The organism is Wukongibacter baidiensis, from assembly GCF_050888315.1.
In the GTDB taxonomy this organism is placed as follows: Bacteria; Bacillota; Clostridia; order Peptostreptococcales; family Caminicellaceae; genus Wukongibacter; species Wukongibacter baidiensis.
Genome location: NZ_CP138202.1, coordinates 5,209,764 through 5,230,508, shown reverse-complemented (window position 1 = coordinate 5,230,508; position 20,745 = coordinate 5,209,764). Strand labels below are relative to the sequence as shown.

Here is a 20,745-nt window from a genome sequence, read left to right as displayed (position 1 = left end):
AATCAAGAACCCTTACGTATGTATGTATACGCTACGGTCTCTTGCTTTCAGCACGCCTCGAACTTCGGCTTTTTCAAAAGCCTACCATCTTACTGACTTTATCAGCAATCTGATACAAATCCTATTTGTTACTTAATAAATATGGATGCATCTCCTGCTCTTTTACTCAGCCTTCCATCTTCATAGATTCCCATTTTTTCAAGCCATTTTCCAAACTCTTTTATAGGCCTTAAACCAAGTAATTCTCTTAGAGTTGCAGCCTCATGATAGCCAAGACATTGATAGTTAAGCATTATGTCATCTCCTGCTGGTATACCTATTACGTAGCTACATCCCGCAGAGCCTAACAGAACCGACAGATTCTCAACATCATTTTGATCTGCCTTCATGTGGTTTGTATAGCAAACGTCAACTCCCATAGGGATTCCAGTAAGCTTCCCCATAAAATGATCCTCGAGTCCAGCCCTTATAACCTGTTTTCCATCGTATAGATATTCTGGTCCAATAAATCCGACTACTGTGTTAACAAGGAATGGATTGTATTTCTTGGCCAATCCATAGCATCTTGCCTCCAAGGTAACCTGATCTACACCATAGTGAGCCTCCGATGATAACTCCGATCCCTGCCCCGTTTCAAAGTACATAACATTTGGACCTGTGCTAGTTCCTTGTCTTAAAACTAGTTCCTGTGCCTCTTCAATTAGTTTTCCTGAAACTCCAAAGGCTGTATTTCCTTTTTCTGTTCCAGCTATACTTTGAAATATCATGTCAGCAGGTGCTCCCCTTTTTATGGCTTCCATCTGGGTCGTAATATGGGCCAAAACACAATTCTGAGTTGGGATCTCCCATTTCTTCTTAAATTCTTCGAACATATTCAGTATATTGTAAACACTATCTACGGTATCATTTACTGGGTTAAGACCTATAACGGCATCACCTGCTCCATAGCTTAGACCTTCCATAAGTGATATCATGATCCCGTCTAGATCGTCTGTGGTATGATTTGGTTGAAGTCTAAAGGACAGGGTTCCAGGAGATCCAAGGGTCGTATTACAATGGGCAGTTACAACTATCTTTTTAGCGCCATAAATAAGGTCTAAATTAGACATGAGCTTTGTTACTGCCGCTATTATTTCACTAGTAAGTCCTCTACTAATTCTTCTAATGTCAGCCGAGCTTGTTTCATAACTAAGTATCCATTCCCTTAGTTCCGAAACCGTCCAATTTTTTATCTCGTTATATATTCTCTCATTCAATCCATCCTGTATTATCCTAGTTACCTCGTCTTCCTCGTAGGGTACTACTGGATTGTTTCTAATATCCTTTAGAGTTAAGTTGCTGAGTACTTCCTTTGCGGCTATCCTTTCTGTTACAGACTCAGCCGCAATTCCAGCTAATTTATCTCCTGATTTTTCTTCATTTGCCTTTGCCAATACTTCCTTTATGTCTTTAAAACTATAAATAGTTCCAAAAAGCTTTGTTTTGAGTCTCATTCTTTTCTCTCCTTTAAAACAATAGGGTTTTAACTACTACAGGAACTACTTTTCCATTAGCCAAAGAATTACCAATATCGATGTAATCTCCATTTTCGACTTTAACAGAGTCTATGCAGATCACATCCTTATTGAAGTTTAGCCTTGTCCGTATACTCTGCCCTAGTACCTTAGCAATATCATTTTCTACAATTACTATCAATGGAAAATCTAACTCTATTATTTCCTTCATGCCTTCTACAATCACCTCTGACAATTTGGTTATCTCTTTAAAGCTAAAATTTTTTTTGCCCTTAAAGGCAAGGGCTATAAGCTGCCTATCATTTTTTAAATTAAACCACTTTATTTTCTCATCTACTAGTCTGCCAAGTTCATCAAAGGGCAGCTCTTCATCTTTTCTATTAAGCTTTAATATTGGAACATTTTTAAGAGGCAAAACCCCATCTGCTATGGCTATTGTACTACCACTAATTTCCGTTGTATGTGAACCTGCACCTACTACAGTAGCTCTTATGGTTTCTGCAGATTTCAATACATTTTTTTCCCTTACAAGTCTCGATTTATTTATTGCTTGTCCAAGTATAATTCCAAGATCTCCATATTTGAAATCATCCTCTCCCTCCGACAAACCTATGCAATCGGCAACGCCGCCGGAAAAACAGATATGGTCTACTTCGTAATCCCCTTTGAGGTCATTATCCGCAATCATTAGTTCATACTCATTAGACTTTTTCTTTACTCCTAGGGCTTCCTCAAGTATCCCTGCCATTCTTAAGGCTATCTCTTCGATATCTGCCTTGCTGAGCCTTACACCTTCAAATACATTTATTCCTATACTTTTAGCAAGCTCCTTAAGCTTTGGAGATATATATGATACTTCTAGGGTGTTCTTTCTGAACTTAACAAGTCTTCCGCCTATATCTAGACAAGATGTATCTATAACATCACCATTTTTGAACACTGCTATATTTGTTGTTCCACCGCCAATGTCAATGTTTGCAACAGTACATCCTTTTTTCTTTGATATTTCATCGGCCTTTGCACCCTTTCCAGCAATAATCCCTTCAAGATCGGGGCCGGCCGTTGCTACTACAAATTCACCAGCTAGACCACTAAGAGTCCTTAAAACTTCCTCGGCATTATCTTTTCTAGCGGTTTCACCGGTAATTATCACAGCTCCAGTTCCTACGTCCCCAGGTTTTACATTGGCATTCTTGTATTCATTATCTACTATATTTCTTACCAACTTTCCATTTATTGTTGTAGAAGATATAAGAGGAGTAAAGTGTATCCCACTTCTATATACCACTTCCTTATCTACAACCTTTATGCGAGGTACAGAACTTATTGAAGCTGTATTTTCAATTGTTATTCTACTAAATACAAGCTGGGTAGTGGAGGTTCCTATATCTATTCCTACGCTCAAAATGTGTTCCCTCATCTTCGAAAGCCCCCTTATTGCTAAAACAAAAAGACTAAAATTTTATTAGTCCAGTCCATTCGCCCCTTTATCTATTAAACACGGCCTTCACTATTCATCATTTCTGTCTAAACAACCTCATGTTCGTTGGATATTATAAATCCAGAAACATCTTAATATCCTTCATACCCCTTCCGTCAAAGGCACTTACCTCAAAAATTTCTTGTGCACCAGCATTCAACAAGCATTCCTTTGCATAGTCAATATTTTTATCTCTATTGTCTATCTTTGTAATAATTCCTATCACGGTCTTATTAAATATTGCCGCAAATCCTGGAGGAAATATGCACCCCTCATCGATGGAATCTTGAACTAATCCAACTATTTCACAATCAAAGGATGTTGTTATGAGAGCATTGTAAAATCTTCTATTTTCTATATATTCTCCAGGTGTATCTATAACACTATCGTGCCATTCAATTGATTGAGTTTTTTTATATTCCTTCTCACTCTCGATTATCTCTTGAGTAAATGTGGTTTTCCCGCTTCCAGTACGGCCTATAAGTATAATCCTTTTCATATTATCAGTCCTATGATCTTGTGAGTTTTGCAGGAGTAAATGACAGTACGTTAGTCAATACTTCTAAGACTTCTTTTAAAGCCGACTCTACACTTGAAACATCCCCAACCAGCACTAACGAACCACTAAATCTATCTAAAAATCCTATCTCTACCCCAGCTGCCTTTGTAGCAACATCAGCAGCGATTATTGCTGCTTCACTTGGAGTTATAGTTAATATTCCTATTGCATCATTGTAGTCATCTGATATTCCAAGCTTCCTATATATATTTCCCTGAGGGTTAGCTATCAAGTGTGCCAGAGTAACCTGTTTGCCCGGTACGTATTCCTGTATAATTCTTTGTTTATTACTATTATTCATAATATCAACCTTCTAAAAATGAAGTATAGAATCCATTGTAACTATAGTAGCTCTATGGATTTTATTTAGAAATTAGTAAATTGCATAGTTATTAAATCAATGTAAGTGGCATACTTTGCGCAAGTAATAAATATGCAATTTACTGAAATAATTATCTTAAAAATTTTTAGCAAAGGGTGCCTCATAACTATGAATTTCAAAGACTTGAACTTCATTCTGAAACACCCCAGGGCTAAACTAATGAGATTTTTTTCATAACATAGCCCCTTTTTTTGTTAATTTTTTAACTAAAGTGGCAATTTTGTTCCTATGCCTTTTTCTAAGGCTCTTTCATAGATTCTTATAGCTGTAGCCATATCATCTAATGCCATACCTATATTCATAGTTACAATCTTTTCAGACTTACTAGTTCTTCCCTCAATTTTTTCAGTGATTACATCACATATTTCCGGTGGATTTTCTGGTCCATTTGGGAAATATCCCATGCTCTTAAACTTAGAATATTGTCCTATTCCATCTGTATAATATTTATCAACGGATTCCTCTAATTGCTTTGGCTTGAACAAGCAGTCAAAATCAACAGGTGTAATAGTAACTCCTTCTTTTAACCATTCCTTTTCAATCACACCAATTTCCTCATTTAAAACAATTGGTCCAGCAGTAACTAATACATCACTATCAACTACAGCTTCTTTAGGATCCTTTACTGGTATAATCTCAATATTGAATTTCTCAAAGCATTCCTTAGCGTATGCCTCTGCAACCTCTGGATAAAGATCATATGCATAGACTTTTTTAATGTTCTTACATTCTGCCAATACAGCTTCAAGATTAGTTTTTCCTTGAACACCACAACCTAAAACGCCAAGGATCTCACTTTCTGGATTTGCAAAATATCTTGCAGATAATCCTGATGCAGCTCCAGTTCTCATTGCTGTGATCCAAACACAATCCATTATAGCTAATGGTACACCAGTCTCAGGACAATTTAGAATAAGTAGTCCTGTAATATATGGCAAGCCTTTACTTTGATTTTCAGGATATCCTCCTACCCATTTGATACCAGCGGATTTTAACTTAGGTATCCAGCATGGCATAGCATGAATAAATGCATTGTTTGCCGTATGAATGCCTGGCTTTGGCGGCATTTCTATACGCTTGTGGCTTTTTTCAACAAATGCTTCTTCTAAGATATCAATTATTTCTCCCATACCTAGATTAACTTCTTCAACATCTTTTTGAGTTAAATACAATATTTCTTTTCCTTTTTCCATTCCTATCACCTCTTCTAAAATATTTGTTTTTAATATATTTAAGTAGCATCCCAATGAAAAAACATTCTATCCTCTATTCGCCACATCACTCCTTTCAAAGTAAGCTTTAATTTAGTAATTTATATAAAATTTATATACTTGATTTATATAAAAAGCTATGATATAATACGTCATTGTGTATGATAATTTTTTAACTTAGATAAAAATTATTATTACTTTTAATAAATGGGAGCTGCATCAAAATGTATAGATAATAAAGGTTTTATAATTTATTATTTATATGATTTACTTTTGCTCAGAAGTAGTCACTGAAATATCATCACTGCGACCTTTAAAAGGCTGTTTTTCTCTCACATTACATCATAAAACAGGTTTTTAACGGCGTAGTCATGACTCTCAGAGGCTGCTTTTTTTATTACCACTACACTGCAAAGGTTTTCTTCCTAAACATAACTTTTACTATAATACTTTATTTAAGCAGTTTTAGTTGAGTTCTTCTGGTTCAGCTTTGCCATTCCAAATCCTGTATATCCATAGATGATTGCTAGTATAGGGCATAAATATAGAGGTATTGCCCATGCACCATACTCCAATGGTCCTATACCTAAAATACCTAGATAGTAGACTCCTGAAGATCCCCAAGGTACTAATCCAACAATCATAGTTCCAGCATCTTCTAAGGTTCTAGATAAGTTCTTTAAGTGTAATCCATTCTTGATATAAGGATCTTTAAACAGTTCACCAATCATGATGATTGATATATAACATGTTCCTGCAATGTAAACTAGTAGAACACTTGAAACAACTGATGTAGCAACGGCTTGACCTGCTGAGTTTACTCTGTCTATAAACGAGTTAAGTATTACTTCTAAGAATCCAGCCTTTTCAGCGATGGCTGCAAAACCATAGGCACAGTATACAATTGTTACTACGCCAAACATTGATTTGATTCCACCTCTATGGATAAGTCTCGTAACTTCCCAAATTACATTATTTGGATCAAAGCCATCAATCTTTACCATATTTACATTGAATCCACTTACAGCTGCAGTCATAGCATCCTTAAAAGCAAAGCCATGTGAAAACATTCCTATTAAAATTGCTACAAATGATGCAAATAACATTGTTGGAATTGTAGGCTTTTTAGTGATTGAACCTCCAAGTATTATTAGGAAAGGTATTAATAAGAAAACATTCCAATTGAATATAGTATCAAGTGTGTTTACTAAGATAGTAACCTTCTCTGGCATTACTAGATCTCCTGAAAACTGTAATCCTACTATAAGATAAGCGACCATAGCTACCAAGGAAGCCGGAATAGTTGTATAAAGCATATGCTTTATATGATCGTATAAATCCACACCTGCACTTAAAGCTGCTAGATTAGTAGTATCAGATAATGGTGAGAGCTTATCACCAAAAATAGATCCTGATACAACAGCTGCTGCGGTAATATGAAGAGGAACTCCTAAACCATATGCAATACCCATAATTGCAACACCAGCAGTACCCGCTGATCCCCAAGATGTACCTGTAACAGTCGATAATATTGCACAAATTATAAATCCACTAACTATTAGATATTTAGGACTAATAATTTTGAGACCATAGAATATCATCATTGGAATAGTTCCAGCGTAAATGAATGTTCCTATTACTATCCCAACCGTAAAAATAATGAATATAGCCGGCATAATTTTAGCTGTCTTCTCGGCAATCGCGCCTTCCATATCCTTCCACGTCATTCCTAATCTCATTGCTATAAATCCAGTGTACACAGCTGATGCTATAAGCATCATCTCAATTCTTAACTTTAAAACTCCATAGCCTCCACCAACTAAAAGGGCCATTACAACAAGACATGAAATAGCTTCAAAAAAAGTAGGTTTACGTTTTAACAACATATACAATCTCCCCTCTAATTTTATTAAGCAGCTCCCATTGTTAACCAATACAAACCTTGCATTTGCACTTTTACTAACTAAATAAGAAATTTTGAGGAATTATAGTTTCTTGTTCGTAACTTTATTGAAGCAAAATACTTATTAGATGACATAGGGCTTATACAGGCTCTCTATAAACCCTATACTAATATTGACTAACCTTCGACATTTACAATATCTTTCTTTTGTACCTTTTCATAATGCTGATTTATCAACATTGCAGCTATTCCTAGTGTAGCTACAGATATCCATAATATCAGAACTCCATTCCATCCAAATCTATCTACAATCAATCCAGTTAACGGGGCAGTTAGCCCTGCAGCTAAGTAAGATGTAAAGTCTAAGAACCCTGCCACCGATGATGTTTTATTGTATTTAGCAAACTTCATAGGTATAGAACCCAATAGTATCGTGTTTGAACCATACATCATAGCTGAAGATAATCCTAAGAACAGTAATCCAAGTATGGCACTTACTTGACCGATTTTAACTAAACATAGATTTGTTACTATTGATATCAGTAAAAGTGTAATAACAGTAAGTTGATCTTGATTTTTATACTTTTTATTTAGCCATCCTGCAAACATCATTCCAACAAAATTCATGAATGGAATAAGTAAAATCAATCCAATTGTAGACTTTAAATTCAATCCTTGAGTCTCCATTAGGAATGTTGGTCCCCATAGAGATATTCCTTCCTTCATTATTCCCTTTGCAGCACAAGCAACAACGATGAACCAAAGCTTGGACTTGTTGATTATCTGCAACAATGTCATAGAACTATATTCTGAATTATCTTCTTTGGCTTCCTCTGCAAAATTATTCTCATTTGGGTCTTCAAGCCCTACATCCTTAGGATGGTTGCGAATTCCTATATACCATGCAACTGCATAGATGAGTAAGAATATTCCTGGAGCCCAAAAAACCCACTTCCAGTTTGTTTGTTCAAGGATCTTACCTGCTACTCCCCATGCCAAGACATATCCACCTACCATGGATGTAGATATAGCAGTAGCGATCTTACTTCTTTTACTACCTTCATACCAATAGGAGAGTGTTTTTATCATAGGTCCCCAAACCATAGACTGAAAAAATCCATTTAGAGCCCATAGTATCGTCATTAGAATCAGACTTGTTCCAAATCCAAAGAATATGTTTGTGATTGCAATCAAGACAACTCCAACAAAAATATATATTCTACTTGAAACCTTATCTCCGATATATCCATTGATCAGATGGCCAATACCATAGGTCCAGAAAAATACACTTCCTATTAAGCCAACTTGCGTTTTACTCCATCCAAAGGCACTTTGTATCTCCGGTATAGCCACTGATATATTAACCCTTCCAAAATATACACTGGCATAAACTAGCCAACAAAGTATAAACGTTCTAGTTTGCCACTTCTTTAATAAATTACTACTCATGTCAACTTCCTTTCGTCAAATTCCAAAATTATTTGATGTTTATTTTTCTGTAAATTGGTTGAGTGAAAAGCATTGCTCCACATCTACTTCTAACCTCTACACGAACATATAACTCTTCACCTGATAGCTGATACTCTGCGGAAGGGCCAATAATTTCATGAAGTATACTTCCATTTTCGCCTATAAATTTATATTCATTTTCATTTACGTGGGACTTATTGAGATTTGCTGAAATCCTTAAGATTTTACTATCATTATCAAAATCAAATTCATCGAGGTATATGCCAGTAGATGCATAAACTGCTCCAGCACGAATTGCTGAAAGTATACTATCTTCGTCATCTCCCTCGGAATAAATCATATTCCAAGCATTAGCGAAATCTTCCCAATAATGCATATCATCATTGGCAAAACCCCAAATAACTCTACCCTTCGAAAGTAAATTATCCCAAGTGTCAGTTGCTAGTCCATTACCTCCACCCCATCTTTCAAGGCCTAGGTTGCAAATTTCAAGGCCTGTATATCTTTGGAGTTTCTCAAGCTCATTCCAGTCCCAATGGATATAGTTAAATCCAAATTGTCTGGCATCCCAATTCGGATGATTCATAACCACAATGGCACCTTGATCTAGACATCCATCAATAACTTTCTGGTGTGTATCAGCCTTTACCAGTTCTTTAACACCTATACAACACATGTGTTCACCGGAACTATATTCATAACCATTTATTAATCTTATTCCATACTTTTCTTCATAGGCTTTTCCATCAATGTATTTGTCATGACCCGTTATAGAAAGAACATCATATTCAGCATCCTTATAAGCTGAAATTACATCCTCTATATCCTTTGTACCACATCCATCAAATGAAGTATGGGTATGGAAATTACCCTTTAACCATTTTCCTTCTTTGTTAAAATTCTCATAAGGATTAACATACATTTCTCATCTCTCCCTAATTTTCATTTTTACATACATTTTTTATTAATATCTTTTAGAAAATTTAGAAATTATTTAATTTATTTTATTTTCTAATTTGATTATAGCAAATCAATGAATAAAGTTCAATATATTTTTTAATAAAATGAATAAAATTCATTAACATTTTTACTAGCCCCCTCCAAACCGCTTCATATAGCCATTTGGATATAGATGGGAATTTCTTATCAAATCCTTTTTTGAAACAAATATAAAAACGACCCTATTTTCATCCTGAAAAAAGGGTCGTTTTCTCTCATATAAATTCATCTGATTATAATCTTAGACTACTTAAAATCTCATTCATGCTTTCTATATGCTCAACTGTTGTGTCAAATCTCTTTACTGCAATACATGTATATATACTGTCAAGTACAGCGATTTGAGCAATACGTGAAGATATTGCTTCCTGTATCAACTTAGTTTCCTGGGTCGGAACAACTAATTCAATATCAGAATGCTCAGTTATATGACTTTTAAAAAACGAAGTTAGACAAATTGTCTTTGCTCCTTTACTCTTTGCAATCTTCAAAGCTTCAACTGTATCCCTTGAGTTTCCTGTATAAGAGATTCCCATTGCAACACTGTCTTCATTTAACATAGAAGCCGATATCCTAAACACATGTGGATCAACAATTGCGTAGGCAGGAATGCCGATACGCATTAGACGATAATATACGTCCTGGGCCAATGTTGACGAAGTTCCAACACCATAGAACTCCACCCGCTTAGCCGATAAAATAGCATTTACTGCTAGTTCCAATTGTTTTATATCTATGAATTGCAAACTCTCCCTTAGTGTCTGAATACTGCTTGAAAAAACCTTCGTAGTTATAGTATTAATATTATCCTCTAGTTTTATATCTTTATAGATTAAATTCTCATGCTTAATCAGATTTTGAGCTAAATTCAACTTTAATTTTGAAAACCCACTAAATCCAATTATTTTGCAAAAACGTATTATACTAGACTGCGCAATATCTAATTCACTTGCCATTTTAGCAACGGTTATATTCATTACATCATTAGGATTATCTAAAATAAACTTTGCAATTTTCTTCTCAATTTTATGCATGGATGGATATAGATTCTTTATGATTGTCAATGCATTTTTCCCTGATTCCATAGTTATCTCCCTCTAAAAACAGATATTTTTCTTTAATATCAAGATTATATCAAATATCTGAATTGTTATACAATACTCTTTTGGAAATAAAATCCTATGGATGTGTTTTATGCAACAACTTCTTACAAAAATTACTTCTTAGCGTGATTTAGGACTAAATCAATATATTCCTTCAATGATTTTCTCGTATGTCCATCCCTTCCCTTAATAGTCTCAGCACATATAAGGGAGTTTAATATAGCTTCCTCCGTTGCTTCTGCAGCAGCTCTGAATACATAATTAATTTTATTTTCGTTAAATATTTTTATATTTACTACTGCATCCTCTTCATAATGCTTTATTTTATTAGCCGTTGTAAACCCAACAACAATATCACCACTGCCATTTCCAAAGAATGATCCCGTTTTGCTAAGCCCTGCTCCGGTTCTTTTACAAACCCTCTTTAACTGCCTATGGGTCATAGGAATATCCGTTGCTAGAACTATTATTATCGATCCCTTGTCCTCTTCAAGCACATTGCTTTCCCCTACTTCAGTAATTACTTTTCCCGCTTTAATACCATCTATAATAAGATCCCTTTTCACCCCAAAGTTAGACATCACTAATATCCCAAGTGTAAAAACTTCATCTCCAACCCTAACTAGTCTCGACGCACTTCCTATTCCGCCCTTCAGTCCATAACATGACATTCCCGTGCCAGCCCCTACTGAACCCTCATCAAATTCTTCCTCAGCATCTTCAATGGCCTTAAAGACATGTTCACTTTTTACATGCATTCCCCTAATATCATTCAGATACCCATCGTTGCATTCACAAATTATTGGATTAACGGTCCCTGTTGTGACGCCTATATCTTCATTATCCCTTAGCATGTACTCCACCAAAGCTTCATGGGCAGCACCAACACTGAGGGTATTTGTCAGAACTAATGGTGTTTCAATATTCCCCAATTCCTCTATTTGTATAGTTCCTGCGGTTTTCCCAAAACCATTTATAACGTGACTGGCAGCAATAACCTTCTCCTTAAAAAGATTTCCTCCATGGGGGAGTATTGCTGTGACTCCTGTTTTTATACAATCATTATTTAGTGTAACCTGTCCAACCTTAACACCTTCAACATCTGTAATGGCATTTTTCTTCCCTGTCTCCATTTCACCAATAGTTATTCCATAGTCCCTTATTCGCTTTTGCCCCTTCACGATTCCGTCCCCCTATTTTACGTCCTATATCCTATTATTATAACGAAAGTTTTCCTCTTTTGTATAGAAATTTTGCTGCATATATTGAACATAAAACACAAACAGGTACTGCTACCGATGTAGGTATATTGAAGGCAGAAAACAGTATCCCTATTATCATTGGAACAACTGCAAGCTTCCAATCCTTTAGAATATAATATGCTCCAATTGAGCCAAATAAAGCCGGAAGAATATGTTGAAAGGCTGGCTTTAACATAGGGTTATTTAGTTTAGCTGAAATTGGCCCTAATAATACCACACCTAATACCAAAATAAGCTCACACATTATCACTGATCCAGCCATAGCTATGCTTGATATTACCTCACCTTCCTTTGTTGAGGGCTTTACATCAGCTACTTCCATTCCTATGGCAGCACTTGGCAGCTTTAAGTTTGCAATATTTCCAGTGGTATAGGCCATATATATACCACTTGAGCCCAATATTGGATAGAACGAAAGTATTTCTGCAATTGAAAGTGGAATCATAAATGATGAAACAGTAAGAATTCCCTTTAGTAAATTACCTATCGGTGGAAAAACACCGTAATATATCCACAACAATACTGGAACAAATAGTGATAAGACCATCCCAGTCAAAATAGTTACTCTACCTATTGTATGAACCTTCTTTTCATATAGCTCTTCAGGTGAAAAAATTTTCGAATCCTCCGTTCTCATTTCTATTCCCCCTAAATAATTCTAGAAAAAATCACAGAGCAAGCCATTGCTCCTATCATACTAATAGCTAAGGCAAATTCCCTAAGCCATATCATTTTAAATCTAGTTATCAATACTGCACAAATCATCATAATTATTGCCCCCGCCAGTAGTGTTATTAGTGCCAGTCCTCCAGTTGTTATTGGCTCAGCTATAAAAACACATATTACTCCGAAAAAAGCAGCGTTTGTAATTACCGACATCCATCTCGGGTCACGCTTCTCAATTTTTCCATAGCTAGATTTGATCTTTTTTAGGAAAAAGAAGACAATTAAACCCGACCACATAGCTCCAATAGTCATTACCCATACAGAGTTGGCAAAGACCGCCTTTGTATATCCATCTCCACCCAGACCACTTACTCCCATAGTCATTGCCCCTATTCCAGCAGCTAATAGCTCATATGGTCCCGATCCAATTATCGAAAGTCTTATCCAGGGGAATGGAATCCCAAGGACAGGCGACATAGCTACGAGGGTAATTACTATAGGAATAGAAGGAATTATTGCAGATATCATTCCAGCCCTAAGGCTCTTAAACATCTGCTTGTTAGTCAATCCGATCCGCTTTCCTTCCTTCCAAGATAACCTTATAAACAAAATCGACTGTATTAAAATAAAGCTTAATATTAATCCTCCCCAAATATACAACAAATTGCTGTTGGCAATATCCAAATAACCGTTCATAATGTTTCCCCCTAGTAGCAACCTATATACTATTCCTCCTAATTACCATTCCACAACGTATTTTGTTGAGTGTACCTTTTTCAACCTGAATATGTCCATTTACAATTACATATTCGATCCCTATTGGGTATAACGAAGGATTCTCAAAACTATTTTTATCAATGATTTTATCTTTGTCGAATATAACAATATCGGCATACTTTCCTTCTTCGATTAGTCCCCTATTCCCAATACCAAGAAACTCTGCCGGTAACGAAGTCATTCTTCTGATCCCCTCTTCAAAAGACATAACCTCTTTCTCCCTAATAAATCTACCAAGAAATCTTGGAAAAGTTCCAAAATTCCTTGGATGGCCCTTAAAATCTTTAATGTTATCTGGCAGTGCAAGAGCATCGGACCCCACCGCTGCATATGGATATTTAGCTACCTGTATAACATCCTCTTCTGACATAATCTTACAAACCGTACTAACTGCTCCTCCCTCTTCTATAAGCAGCTTAACCGCAATTTCGAAGGCATCCTCACTCCTAATTTCGGCTATTTCTTTTATTGATTTTCCTTGAAGCTTCTTATTTTTTTCTGACATTATATCCGAAACTATTATTCTACTCCAATAGTCATCATCGGAATTCATCTCCCCCTTTACCTTTTCCCTAATCTCCTCCGAAGATAACCGCTCAATTAATTTAGGCACGCCTCCTTCGTGGAGCCAGTTGGGAAACAATGCACTCAAAGGCCCCTCGGCAGCATCATAGGGATAGAAGTCACAAATTATCTTCTCTCCATCTCTTCGAGCATCTTCAATGAGCTTAAGTGCCTCATTAACTTTACCCCAATTACGTTTTTTACTAGCCTTTAAGTGAGAAATATCTACTGAAACTCCAGCTAACTTCCCAATTCCGATGGCTTCATTAACCGATTCTATTAATTCGTCTCCCTGATTCCTTAGATGGGTAGCATATACTCCTTTATATTTAGATATAGTCTTTGATAATTCGATTAATTCATTAGTGTCAGCAAAGCATCCTGGAGGGTATCCTAGTCCCGTACTTAATCCAAAGGCTCCCTCTTCCATTGCCTTATCTAATAACTCATTCATCCTATCAATTTCCTCTGTAGTTGCCTTTCTTGCTTCAAATCCCATTACATTCATTCGAAGTACACCATGTCCAACAATCGGAACAAAATTGGCCCCTATTCCATCTTCTTCTAGCTTATTAAGAAAATCCTCGGCAGTACACCAATCAATATCAATATTTAAATTTGACGACTCCACTACCTCTTGCAAAATTGGTCTTTTATCCTTAAGTATTGGATAAAGTGAATATCCGCAATGTCCACCGACCTCAGTAGTTACCCCTTGCATAAGCTTGTTACTTTCAAATGGCGCCATCAATAGGCCTAAGTCCGAATGACTGTGAATATCTATAAATCCCGGTGAAACCATTAACCCCTCTGCATCAATCTCTTTAACTGAATTATATTCCTTAAGATCCCCAATCTTCACTATTGTATCTTTAATAATTCCAACATCAGCTTTATATGATGCGCCACCACTCCCATCCATTATAGTACCGTTCTTAATGATTACATCAAACATATTCTCTCTCCTTGATTGCGTAATATATATTACATAATTATTTTACAACGTATTATATATTACATTCAAGAGTTATTTGTTGATAAATTCAATAAAAAGATAGACTTATCCAAAAGCCTATCTTCTTACTATTTTTTAAAAGATTCATATACTTCATTAAATTCTTCTAAACCTTTAAGTCTGTTTTGAGCTGCTTTATAGTTGTCTGTAATATATTGCAACAATACCGCTTGGAAAATAGTCATCACACCTATAGTTACATCGGGATAAAACTTATTGCTATCATGTAGTGGTACTATTATTGAATAGTCACTATATTCTTTAACAGGCGATAATATGCTATCGGTTATAGCAAACGTTCTCGCTCCCTGCCTTTTTAGTAGTTTAGCTAAATTCACCGTATTCTTTGAATATCTCGGAAATGATATTATTATCCCAAAGGTCTTATTATCAAACTTACTTGCTATATTGAACAAGTCTCTAGAACTATGATTTATCACTTCTACATTAGAAACTATTCTAGATAAATTGTAGCCAATGTATTCCGCTACCCCCGATGAGCTTTCGAATCCAACGACCATAATCTTTTCATACTCTGAGATGTCAGTGACAATTTTTAATATATCATCGTTACTAATATACTTTCTTATAGATTTTACCATCAGCAGATTAGTATCAATAATCTCATCTAGAACGGTTTTATCCTTATATATGTTTTCAATTTTCTCTACCTTTTCAAGTGTCGTTATTTCTCTTCGTATGTAGTCCTGAATATCCTTTACCATCTCCAAATATCCTGAGTATCCGAGGGCATTTGCAAGCCTAATTACTGTAGCTTCACTTGTATTAGCTTTTTTTCCTAATTCAATACTAGATAAAAACACAGCTGTTTTATAATTTTTTAGAATATACTCAGCCACCATATATTGTTTTTTAGTTAACTCTTTATTGCTTTTTTCAAATCTTTGAAAAAAGTTTAATTGTTCTTTCATAACCATCTTCCTTTTTATCATAAAGAAAATATTCTTTATATAGAGTATTACTAATTATAATACACAGAATAGTATATCTTTTCAAGATTTTGGTACTTATCTAATATTTGAGCTAAAGAAAAACAGCCCTTTATTAAAGGCTGTTTAAGATAATTGTATAGCTTTTACAGGACATTTTTCCACTATTTCTAATATATCTAAATCGGAGTTTTCTGCAATTTTTCCCTGAATTAGATTTGCCTTTCCATCATTCATCACGAATAGATCAGGATATAGTTTTGTACATAGTCCACAACCAATACAATATTGTTCTTTGATATTAATACTATTCATATCCCTTTTCTCCGCTTCCGGCTCAAAGGGTATATTTTCTCTTCTAACTATTAGAGATACTATATATGCCATAACTAATATAGATATTATGGTTAATATCCATCTTACTATCATAAATTTTACGCCTAAAAATTTTGCTTCATTGACCAGCATAGGAACCTTAACCACTGCCCATGCGCTTAATATGATCACAATATTCCAAATACTTGCCCCTTTTTTTAGAAGCATCTTACACACAGGAAATGCCGCATAGATTGGCCCTGCAGAGAGACTGCCAAGAGCTAAAGACAGTATACTTCCCCTTACGCCTGATTTTTCGCCAAAGCTATTGATAATTACCTCCTTTGGCACCCAAGCTTCAATTAAAGAGGTTAACAGAAAAACCACAGGGATTATTTCAAGCATCTCTCTAACATAGTACATACTATTTTTTACCGATTGTGTTCCTTTATCAGGCATAGCAATAAATAGAAATATATATGTCAAAAACACACCTACTGCTAACTTGTTTTTTTTAAGGGCCTTTATCATAGTCATATAATCACCCCCATAACAAGTGCAATAACAACAGCAAATACAAAGCTTAATCCATTTCTAACTAATGTAAATTTTAAGCCAAATTCCTGTTTTTCCAATGGAAATGTTACAAAGCCTACCATAGTAAGGGTAGTTAAAAAAGCAACAGCTGGAACTATACTTGCGCCTACATTTACAAAGGAGCCTACCAGTGGAAATGCCACAAATGCAGGTATTAAGGTTATACTTCCTACAATAGCTGCCGTTACTGTGGATACAAAGAGATTGGATTTTCCTAAGGCATTCTTGATAACTTCCGGTGGAATAAATGTTAGGATTAGACCTATAAGAAATAGTATTCCAACTATTTGGCCTATCATTTTCTTCATCATACCCCTAGCCATTTTCATTGAGTTTAGTGTCTTCTTTTTATCTTTTCTAATAGATACTATAAAAGCTACACCTGTTACAATCCAGAGGGCTAGAGTAAAAACATCCATTTTTACTCACCCTTGAAATGTCTAGGATTTGGAGCCTTTACTACAAAAAATTCTAAAACTTCATCATCAAAATTATTCACATTCATCTTAATATTATATGGAATATTTATAATATCTCCCACTTGATATTTTTGAGGTACTTGATCACCTAATTTCAAAGTCATTGTCCCAGCAACTATTATCATATACACATGAGAGTTTGAGTAATGCTCTGGTAGTCCCGTATCCTTTGTAAGTACCATATGGTTTAGTGCAACATTTTCATCATCAACAATTTTTTCAATAATTTTCTCATTTATTTTTTGATATTTATAAATTTTTTCTATCATTTTGAATTCCTCCTTTTAATCTTGTTAACACTATATTATAATTTTCTATATACTTTTGCAGTTACCATGGTAACTAATTTTCAAAAAAGGAGATTTTTATGGATATAAAAAAATATATTGAAATTTTGCGATTACATAATTTATTTGAGTGTTTTTCCAGGGAAGATCTCCTAGGTCTATTTAATGATAGCAATCATAAAATCAGTCAATATAAAAAAAATAGTATCGTTCATTTTGAGAGTGAAAGATGCCTAACGTTGGATATTGTTTTAAAGGGTGTAGTTTTAATTCAAAGGATCGATGAAAATGGAAACGTCCTTACTATCACAGAGTTTAATATCGGTGATGTTATTGGTGGAAATTTATTATTTACAAACAACAACCTTTATCCAATGACTATAATTGCTAAATCAGATATTACTATTTTGCACATTCAAAAGGATTTTATTTTAGATCTTTGTCAACGCAACAAAAATTTCTTAGTAGAGTTTATAAAGTCCATTTCTGATAAGACATTTATTCTAACGAGTAAAATAAAATCTATTTCTCTAAAGTCATTAAGACAATCTATAATAGATTTCTTAAGCTATGAATACTATTCCCATAACTCTACTAAAATAAATCTGAATATGACAAAAAAGGAATTAGCTGAAAGACTGGGCGTTCAGAGAACATCTTTATCTAGGGAATTAAATAAAATGAAAAAGGATGGACTTGTTGATTATGATAAGTATTCCATAACTATAAAGAATTTGAATATCATAAAGAATAGAGCCAACAGCTATTAACTACTGGCTGAGACTGTTAACAAACCCGAATTTCTTCGTTGTTGCTGAACCGAAGAACCCTTACGTATATCTTTATACGCTACGGTCTCTTCGATTCAACACGCCTCGAACTTCAAATTTCTTAACAGTCTATCATCTTGTTAACTTTGTTAACAAGATGAGCCAGTAGTTATTAACTACTGGCTTCAACCTCTTCAATCTTTTTTTTATTAAGTAACAATTTAAAATCCACCTCTGTTATCAGCATTCCAGCTAATATAAGTATTGCTCCTATAGTGGCCTTTGGGCTTAATACTTCTCTGTAAATAATATATCCAAACATAGCTGCAAAGACTGGCTCTGCAGTATATATTAGTGCCGTATGAGTTGGGCTGGTATATTTTTGAGCAACACTTTGAACTATATAGGCTCCTGAGGTACAAACTACGCTTAATATTATTATATTAATCCAGACTTGACCACTTGTCGGTATTGTAGGATTTTCTGCTGTGAAGGATGTTAGTAAGCTTAAGAATCCAACAATTCCTATTTGCACAACTGCTAATGGAACTGACTGGGAATCTAATGTGTATTTTCCAACAAGTATTATATATGCTGCAAATATAATTGCAGAAATAAGTGTATACACATCTCCAATATTTACTTCTGATATACTTCCTTTCAGTGATAACATTGCTACACCTGTAAAAGCTAAAATAACACTTAAAACTGTTTTTCTATTTGGCATTTTCCTAATCATAAGTGTAGAAAAAATTGGTACTAATACTACATTAAAGCCCGTAATAAATGCTGATTTCGATGCCGTTGTATATCGTAGTCCCATTGTTTGAAATCCAAACATGGCATATAAAATTATTCCAAGAATTATCCCATACTTAAAGGTTTTCTTATCGATTTTAATCATGTCCTTAATAAAAATTGCAGAAGAAACGAGAAATGCTATAAAAAACCTAATAGCTAAAAAATTAAATGTAGGTAATTCAGCCAAAGAATTTTTTGTTAGTATAAAGGATGCTCCCCATCCTATAGTAACAAGAAATAATGCTATATCGGCCTTTAATTGCTTTGACATGTTTAGCCCTCCTTAAGTCGATTTTCATGACGATGACTTACTCTTAGATAATATGATACATTATTCGTCATCATCTTTGTTTTGGAAAATCTGAAATTTGTGGGAAGACCTGATTGGATATTTTACAAGACTCTATTCATCAAATTATGTACTCTTATGGCAATAGCAAGCTCTTCATAGAAGTGTTTGCTTTCAAAGCTATTATTTAAAATCTTACCTATCCTATCTATTCTATATCTAATTGTATTACTATGCTGAAACAAATCCTTGGCTGTAGCTTTTATATCGCCATTGTTTTCAATATATATAATTGCAGTCTTTAATAGTTCCGTATCATTTCTTTTATCGTAAATTAAAAGTGGGGTTACCATCTCATCATAATATCTTTGAACCCAAGGATTATCAATTAACGGTAATAATATTTTACTAGTTCCAATATTATTGAAAAATGACACCTCTCTATTATATGTAATCCCATGCTGAAATGCATAAAGGCTCTCTTTGATAGAGTAGTTTAGTTCATCTAACCTATTGTGTAAACTGCTGATACCAATGCTATACTCTTTTGTACTAAATCCTAAAATTTCTAGCCTTCTTAAAATGACTTCATTTACTTCATTATTGTCTATATCTTCAAAGGTATTTATTATCAGATGTCCTTCTTTGTATGGAATAACTTTATTAAATTGATCAAGGATATTATCATAATCTATCATAGGAGATATTGTATTTTTATTGCTATTTCTTTTACAAAATACAATTATATTTCTATCCCTAAAGTCTCTATTGATTTCATATGCTATTTTTTTTATCATCATATTATTTAAGTCACTATACAGGATATTATCAATTTTTAATACTAATACTTCATTCTCATTCTTTCCCTTTATTGCTTCAACAACATTGGTAATTATATCTTCAAAATACGCAGCACTAAACATAAATATTGGAAATGAATTTCTATTAGCAAGTTTAATAACTTCATCGGGTATGTTATCAAAATAGATATCCTTTATAGCTAAACCGCTTACACCTACAGAAATCAAGGCCTCAACAATTTCATACAATTCCTCGATATTATTCTTTATATTTAATAGTGTAGTAAGGGTAAATTCACCTTCTACAAAATTCTTCTCTATTAATTCCTTTATTTCATAATCTAGAATCCCAACTTTTCTTACTCTGTTTGATAACCCTTTTTCTCCAGCTATCACTTTGAAATCCTTAAAACATTCCATCTCAAGAGCTTCTTTTATTGTTATAGACATTTTTTCCCCTCCAAAATGCTATCTCATATATTTATCTGATTGAAATCCTTGTGCCAAGCATAGGACTTTTTAATCCTAGAAATTATTATTCTAAGTAATATT

Annotated in this window: 20 protein-coding genes; 1 reads left to right on the top strand and 19 read right to left on the bottom strand. The window is 34.4% G+C overall.

Annotated elements, in window-relative coordinates:
• Window positions 1-128 precede the first annotated feature (128 nt).
• The 17 genes from R9X47_RS23595 to R9X47_RS23515 form a co-directional block, all read right to left on the bottom strand.
• Window positions 129-1,493 (bottom strand): ethanolamine ammonia-lyase subunit EutB, encoded by a 1,365-nt coding sequence (locus tag R9X47_RS23595; RefSeq protein ID WP_432663540.1) that lies wholly within the window; start codon window positions 1,491-1,493, stop codon window positions 129-131.
• A 13-nt stretch (window positions 1,494-1,506) separates the two neighbouring features.
• Entirely contained in the window at window positions 1,507-2,934 is a 1,428-nt protein-coding gene (eutA, locus tag R9X47_RS23590) for an ethanolamine ammonia-lyase reactivating factor EutA (RefSeq protein ID WP_432663539.1), read from the bottom strand.
• Between the two features lie 133 nt (window positions 2,935-3,067).
• Entirely contained in the window at window positions 3,068-3,493 is a 426-nt protein-coding gene (locus R9X47_RS23585; protein ID WP_432663538.1) for a EutP/PduV family microcompartment system protein, read from the bottom strand.
• A gap of 10 nt (window positions 3,494-3,503) precedes the next feature.
• Window positions 3,504-3,854 carry an ethanolamine utilization microcompartment protein EutS gene (eutS, locus tag R9X47_RS23580; protein ID WP_432663537.1) on the bottom strand — a complete coding sequence of 117 codons (351 nt, stop codon included), beginning with the start codon at window positions 3,852-3,854 and terminating at the stop codon, window positions 3,504-3,506.
• Window positions 3,855-4,141: 287 nt separating this feature from the next.
• Complete coding sequence (locus R9X47_RS23575) at window positions 4,142-5,128, bottom strand: ornithine cyclodeaminase family protein (RefSeq protein WP_432663536.1); 987 nt, start codon at window positions 5,126-5,128, stop codon at window positions 4,142-4,144.
• A 473-nt stretch (window positions 5,129-5,601) separates the two neighbouring features.
• Window positions 5,602-7,032, bottom strand: a complete 1,431-nt coding sequence (gene nhaC, locus R9X47_RS23570) for a Na+/H+ antiporter NhaC (protein ID WP_432663535.1) — start codon at window positions 7,030-7,032, stop codon at window positions 5,602-5,604.
• A 194-nt stretch (window positions 7,033-7,226) separates the two neighbouring features.
• Window positions 7,227-8,498 (bottom strand): MFS transporter, encoded by a 1,272-nt coding sequence (locus R9X47_RS23565; RefSeq protein ID WP_432663534.1) that lies wholly within the window; start codon window positions 8,496-8,498, stop codon window positions 7,227-7,229.
• Window positions 8,499-8,526: 28 nt separating this feature from the next.
• A complete protein-coding gene (locus R9X47_RS23560; protein WP_432663533.1) occupies window positions 8,527-9,441 on the bottom strand; it encodes a CehA/McbA family metallohydrolase in 915 nt (304 codons plus the stop codon).
• Between the two features lie 310 nt (window positions 9,442-9,751).
• A complete protein-coding gene (locus R9X47_RS23555; RefSeq protein WP_432663532.1) occupies window positions 9,752-10,603 on the bottom strand; it encodes a MurR/RpiR family transcriptional regulator in 852 nt (283 codons plus the stop codon).
• A gap of 131 nt (window positions 10,604-10,734) precedes the next feature.
• Window positions 10,735-11,802: a P1 family peptidase gene (locus R9X47_RS23550; RefSeq protein ID WP_432663531.1), complete on the bottom strand. Its 1,068-nt coding sequence runs from the start codon at window positions 11,800-11,802 to the stop codon at window positions 10,735-10,737.
• Between the two features lie 37 nt (window positions 11,803-11,839).
• Window positions 11,840-12,520, bottom strand: a complete 681-nt coding sequence (locus R9X47_RS23545; protein ID WP_432663530.1) for a hypothetical protein — start codon at window positions 12,518-12,520, stop codon at window positions 11,840-11,842.
• An 11-nt stretch (window positions 12,521-12,531) separates the two neighbouring features.
• Window positions 12,532-13,245 (bottom strand): DUF5058 family protein, encoded by a 714-nt coding sequence (locus R9X47_RS23540; RefSeq protein WP_432663529.1) that lies wholly within the window; start codon window positions 13,243-13,245, stop codon window positions 12,532-12,534.
• A gap of 22 nt (window positions 13,246-13,267) precedes the next feature.
• Window positions 13,268-14,845 (bottom strand): N-acyl-D-amino-acid deacylase family protein, encoded by a 1,578-nt coding sequence (locus R9X47_RS23535; protein ID WP_432663528.1) that lies wholly within the window; start codon window positions 14,843-14,845, stop codon window positions 13,268-13,270.
• Between the two features lie 128 nt (window positions 14,846-14,973).
• A complete protein-coding gene (locus tag R9X47_RS23530) occupies window positions 14,974-15,837 on the bottom strand; it encodes a MurR/RpiR family transcriptional regulator (RefSeq protein ID WP_432663527.1) in 864 nt (287 codons plus the stop codon).
• 144 nt (window positions 15,838-15,981) lie between these two features.
• A complete protein-coding gene (locus R9X47_RS23525; protein ID WP_432663526.1) occupies window positions 15,982-16,707 on the bottom strand; it encodes a permease in 726 nt (241 codons plus the stop codon).
• Entirely contained in the window at window positions 16,704-17,186 is a 483-nt protein-coding gene (locus R9X47_RS23520; RefSeq protein ID WP_432663525.1) for a permease, read from the bottom strand. The genes R9X47_RS23525 and R9X47_RS23520 overlap by 4 nt, the downstream gene beginning before the upstream one ends.
• Before the next feature lie 2 nt (window positions 17,187-17,188).
• Complete coding sequence (locus tag R9X47_RS23515) at window positions 17,189-17,515, bottom strand: cupin domain-containing protein (protein WP_432663524.1); 327 nt, start codon at window positions 17,513-17,515, stop codon at window positions 17,189-17,191.
• Between the two features lie 98 nt (window positions 17,516-17,613).
• Between R9X47_RS23515 and R9X47_RS23510 the strand changes: the two genes are divergently transcribed.
• The gene (locus tag R9X47_RS23510) at window positions 17,614-18,303 is read left to right on the top strand and encodes a Crp/Fnr family transcriptional regulator (RefSeq protein WP_432663523.1); all 690 of its coding nucleotides are present in this window, start codon (window positions 17,614-17,616) and stop codon (window positions 18,301-18,303) included.
• A 172-nt stretch (window positions 18,304-18,475) separates the two neighbouring features.
• Here the strand turns inward: R9X47_RS23510 and R9X47_RS23505 are convergent, their stop codons facing one another.
• Both R9X47_RS23505 and R9X47_RS23500 read right to left on the bottom strand, forming a co-directional pair.
• Window positions 18,476-19,375, bottom strand: a complete 900-nt coding sequence (locus R9X47_RS23505) for a DMT family transporter (RefSeq protein ID WP_432663522.1) — start codon at window positions 19,373-19,375, stop codon at window positions 18,476-18,478.
• A gap of 122 nt (window positions 19,376-19,497) precedes the next feature.
• Entirely contained in the window at window positions 19,498-20,643 is a 1,146-nt protein-coding gene (locus tag R9X47_RS23500; RefSeq protein ID WP_432663521.1) for a PucR family transcriptional regulator, read from the bottom strand.
• Window positions 20,644-20,745 lie beyond the last annotated feature (102 nt).

Bases quoted from the DNA above. Each gene is read 5' to 3' on its own strand.
- R9X47_RS23520 (WP_432663525.1), bottom strand. From the start codon at position 17,186: ATGGATGTTTTTACTCTAGCCCTCTGGATTGTAACAGGTGTAGCTTTT.
- R9X47_RS23540 (WP_432663529.1), bottom strand. From the start codon at position 13,245: ATGAACGGTTATTTGGATATTGCCAACAGCAATTTGTTGTATATTTGG.
- R9X47_RS23595 (WP_432663540.1), bottom strand. From the start codon at position 1,493: ATGAGACTCAAAACAAAGCTTTTTGGAACTATTTATAGTTTTAAAGAC.
- eutA (WP_432663539.1), bottom strand. From the start codon at position 2,934: ATGAGGGAACACATTTTGAGCGTAGGAATAGATATAGGAACCTCCACT.
- R9X47_RS23515 (WP_432663524.1), bottom strand. From the start codon at position 17,515: ATGATAGAAAAAATTTATAAATATCAAAAAATAAATGAGAAAATTATT.
- eutS (WP_432663537.1), bottom strand. From the start codon at position 3,854: ATGAATAATAGTAATAAACAAAGAATTATACAGGAATACGTACCGGGC.
- R9X47_RS23530 (WP_432663527.1), bottom strand. From the start codon at position 15,837: ATGAAAGAACAATTAAACTTTTTTCAAAGATTTGAAAAAAGCAATAAA.
- R9X47_RS23525 (WP_432663526.1), bottom strand. From the start codon at position 16,707: ATGACTATGATAAAGGCCCTTAAAAAAAACAAGTTAGCAGTAGGTGTG.
- R9X47_RS23555 (WP_432663532.1), bottom strand. From the start codon at position 10,603: ATGGAATCAGGGAAAAATGCATTGACAATCATAAAGAATCTATATCCA.
- R9X47_RS23545 (WP_432663530.1), bottom strand. From the start codon at position 12,520: ATGAGAACGGAGGATTCGAAAATTTTTTCACCTGAAGAGCTATATGAA.
- R9X47_RS23505 (WP_432663522.1), bottom strand. From the start codon at position 19,375: ATGTCAAAGCAATTAAAGGCCGATATAGCATTATTTCTTGTTACTATA.
- R9X47_RS23565 (WP_432663534.1), bottom strand. From the start codon at position 8,498: ATGAGTAGTAATTTATTAAAGAAGTGGCAAACTAGAACGTTTATACTT.
- R9X47_RS23510 (WP_432663523.1), top strand. From the start codon at position 17,614: ATGGATATAAAAAAATATATTGAAATTTTGCGATTACATAATTTATTT.
- R9X47_RS23500 (WP_432663521.1), bottom strand. From the start codon at position 20,643: ATGTCTATAACAATAAAAGAAGCTCTTGAGATGGAATGTTTTAAGGAT.
- R9X47_RS23560 (WP_432663533.1), bottom strand. From the start codon at position 9,441: ATGTATGTTAATCCTTATGAGAATTTTAACAAAGAAGGAAAATGGTTA.
- R9X47_RS23575 (WP_432663536.1), bottom strand. From the start codon at position 5,128: ATGGAAAAAGGAAAAGAAATATTGTATTTAACTCAAAAAGATGTTGAA.
- R9X47_RS23585 (WP_432663538.1), bottom strand. From the start codon at position 3,493: ATGAAAAGGATTATACTTATAGGCCGTACTGGAAGCGGGAAAACCACA.
- R9X47_RS23535 (WP_432663528.1), bottom strand. From the start codon at position 14,845: ATGTTTGATGTAATCATTAAGAACGGTACTATAATGGATGGGAGTGGT.
- nhaC (WP_432663535.1), bottom strand. From the start codon at position 7,032: ATGTTGTTAAAACGTAAACCTACTTTTTTTGAAGCTATTTCATGTCTT.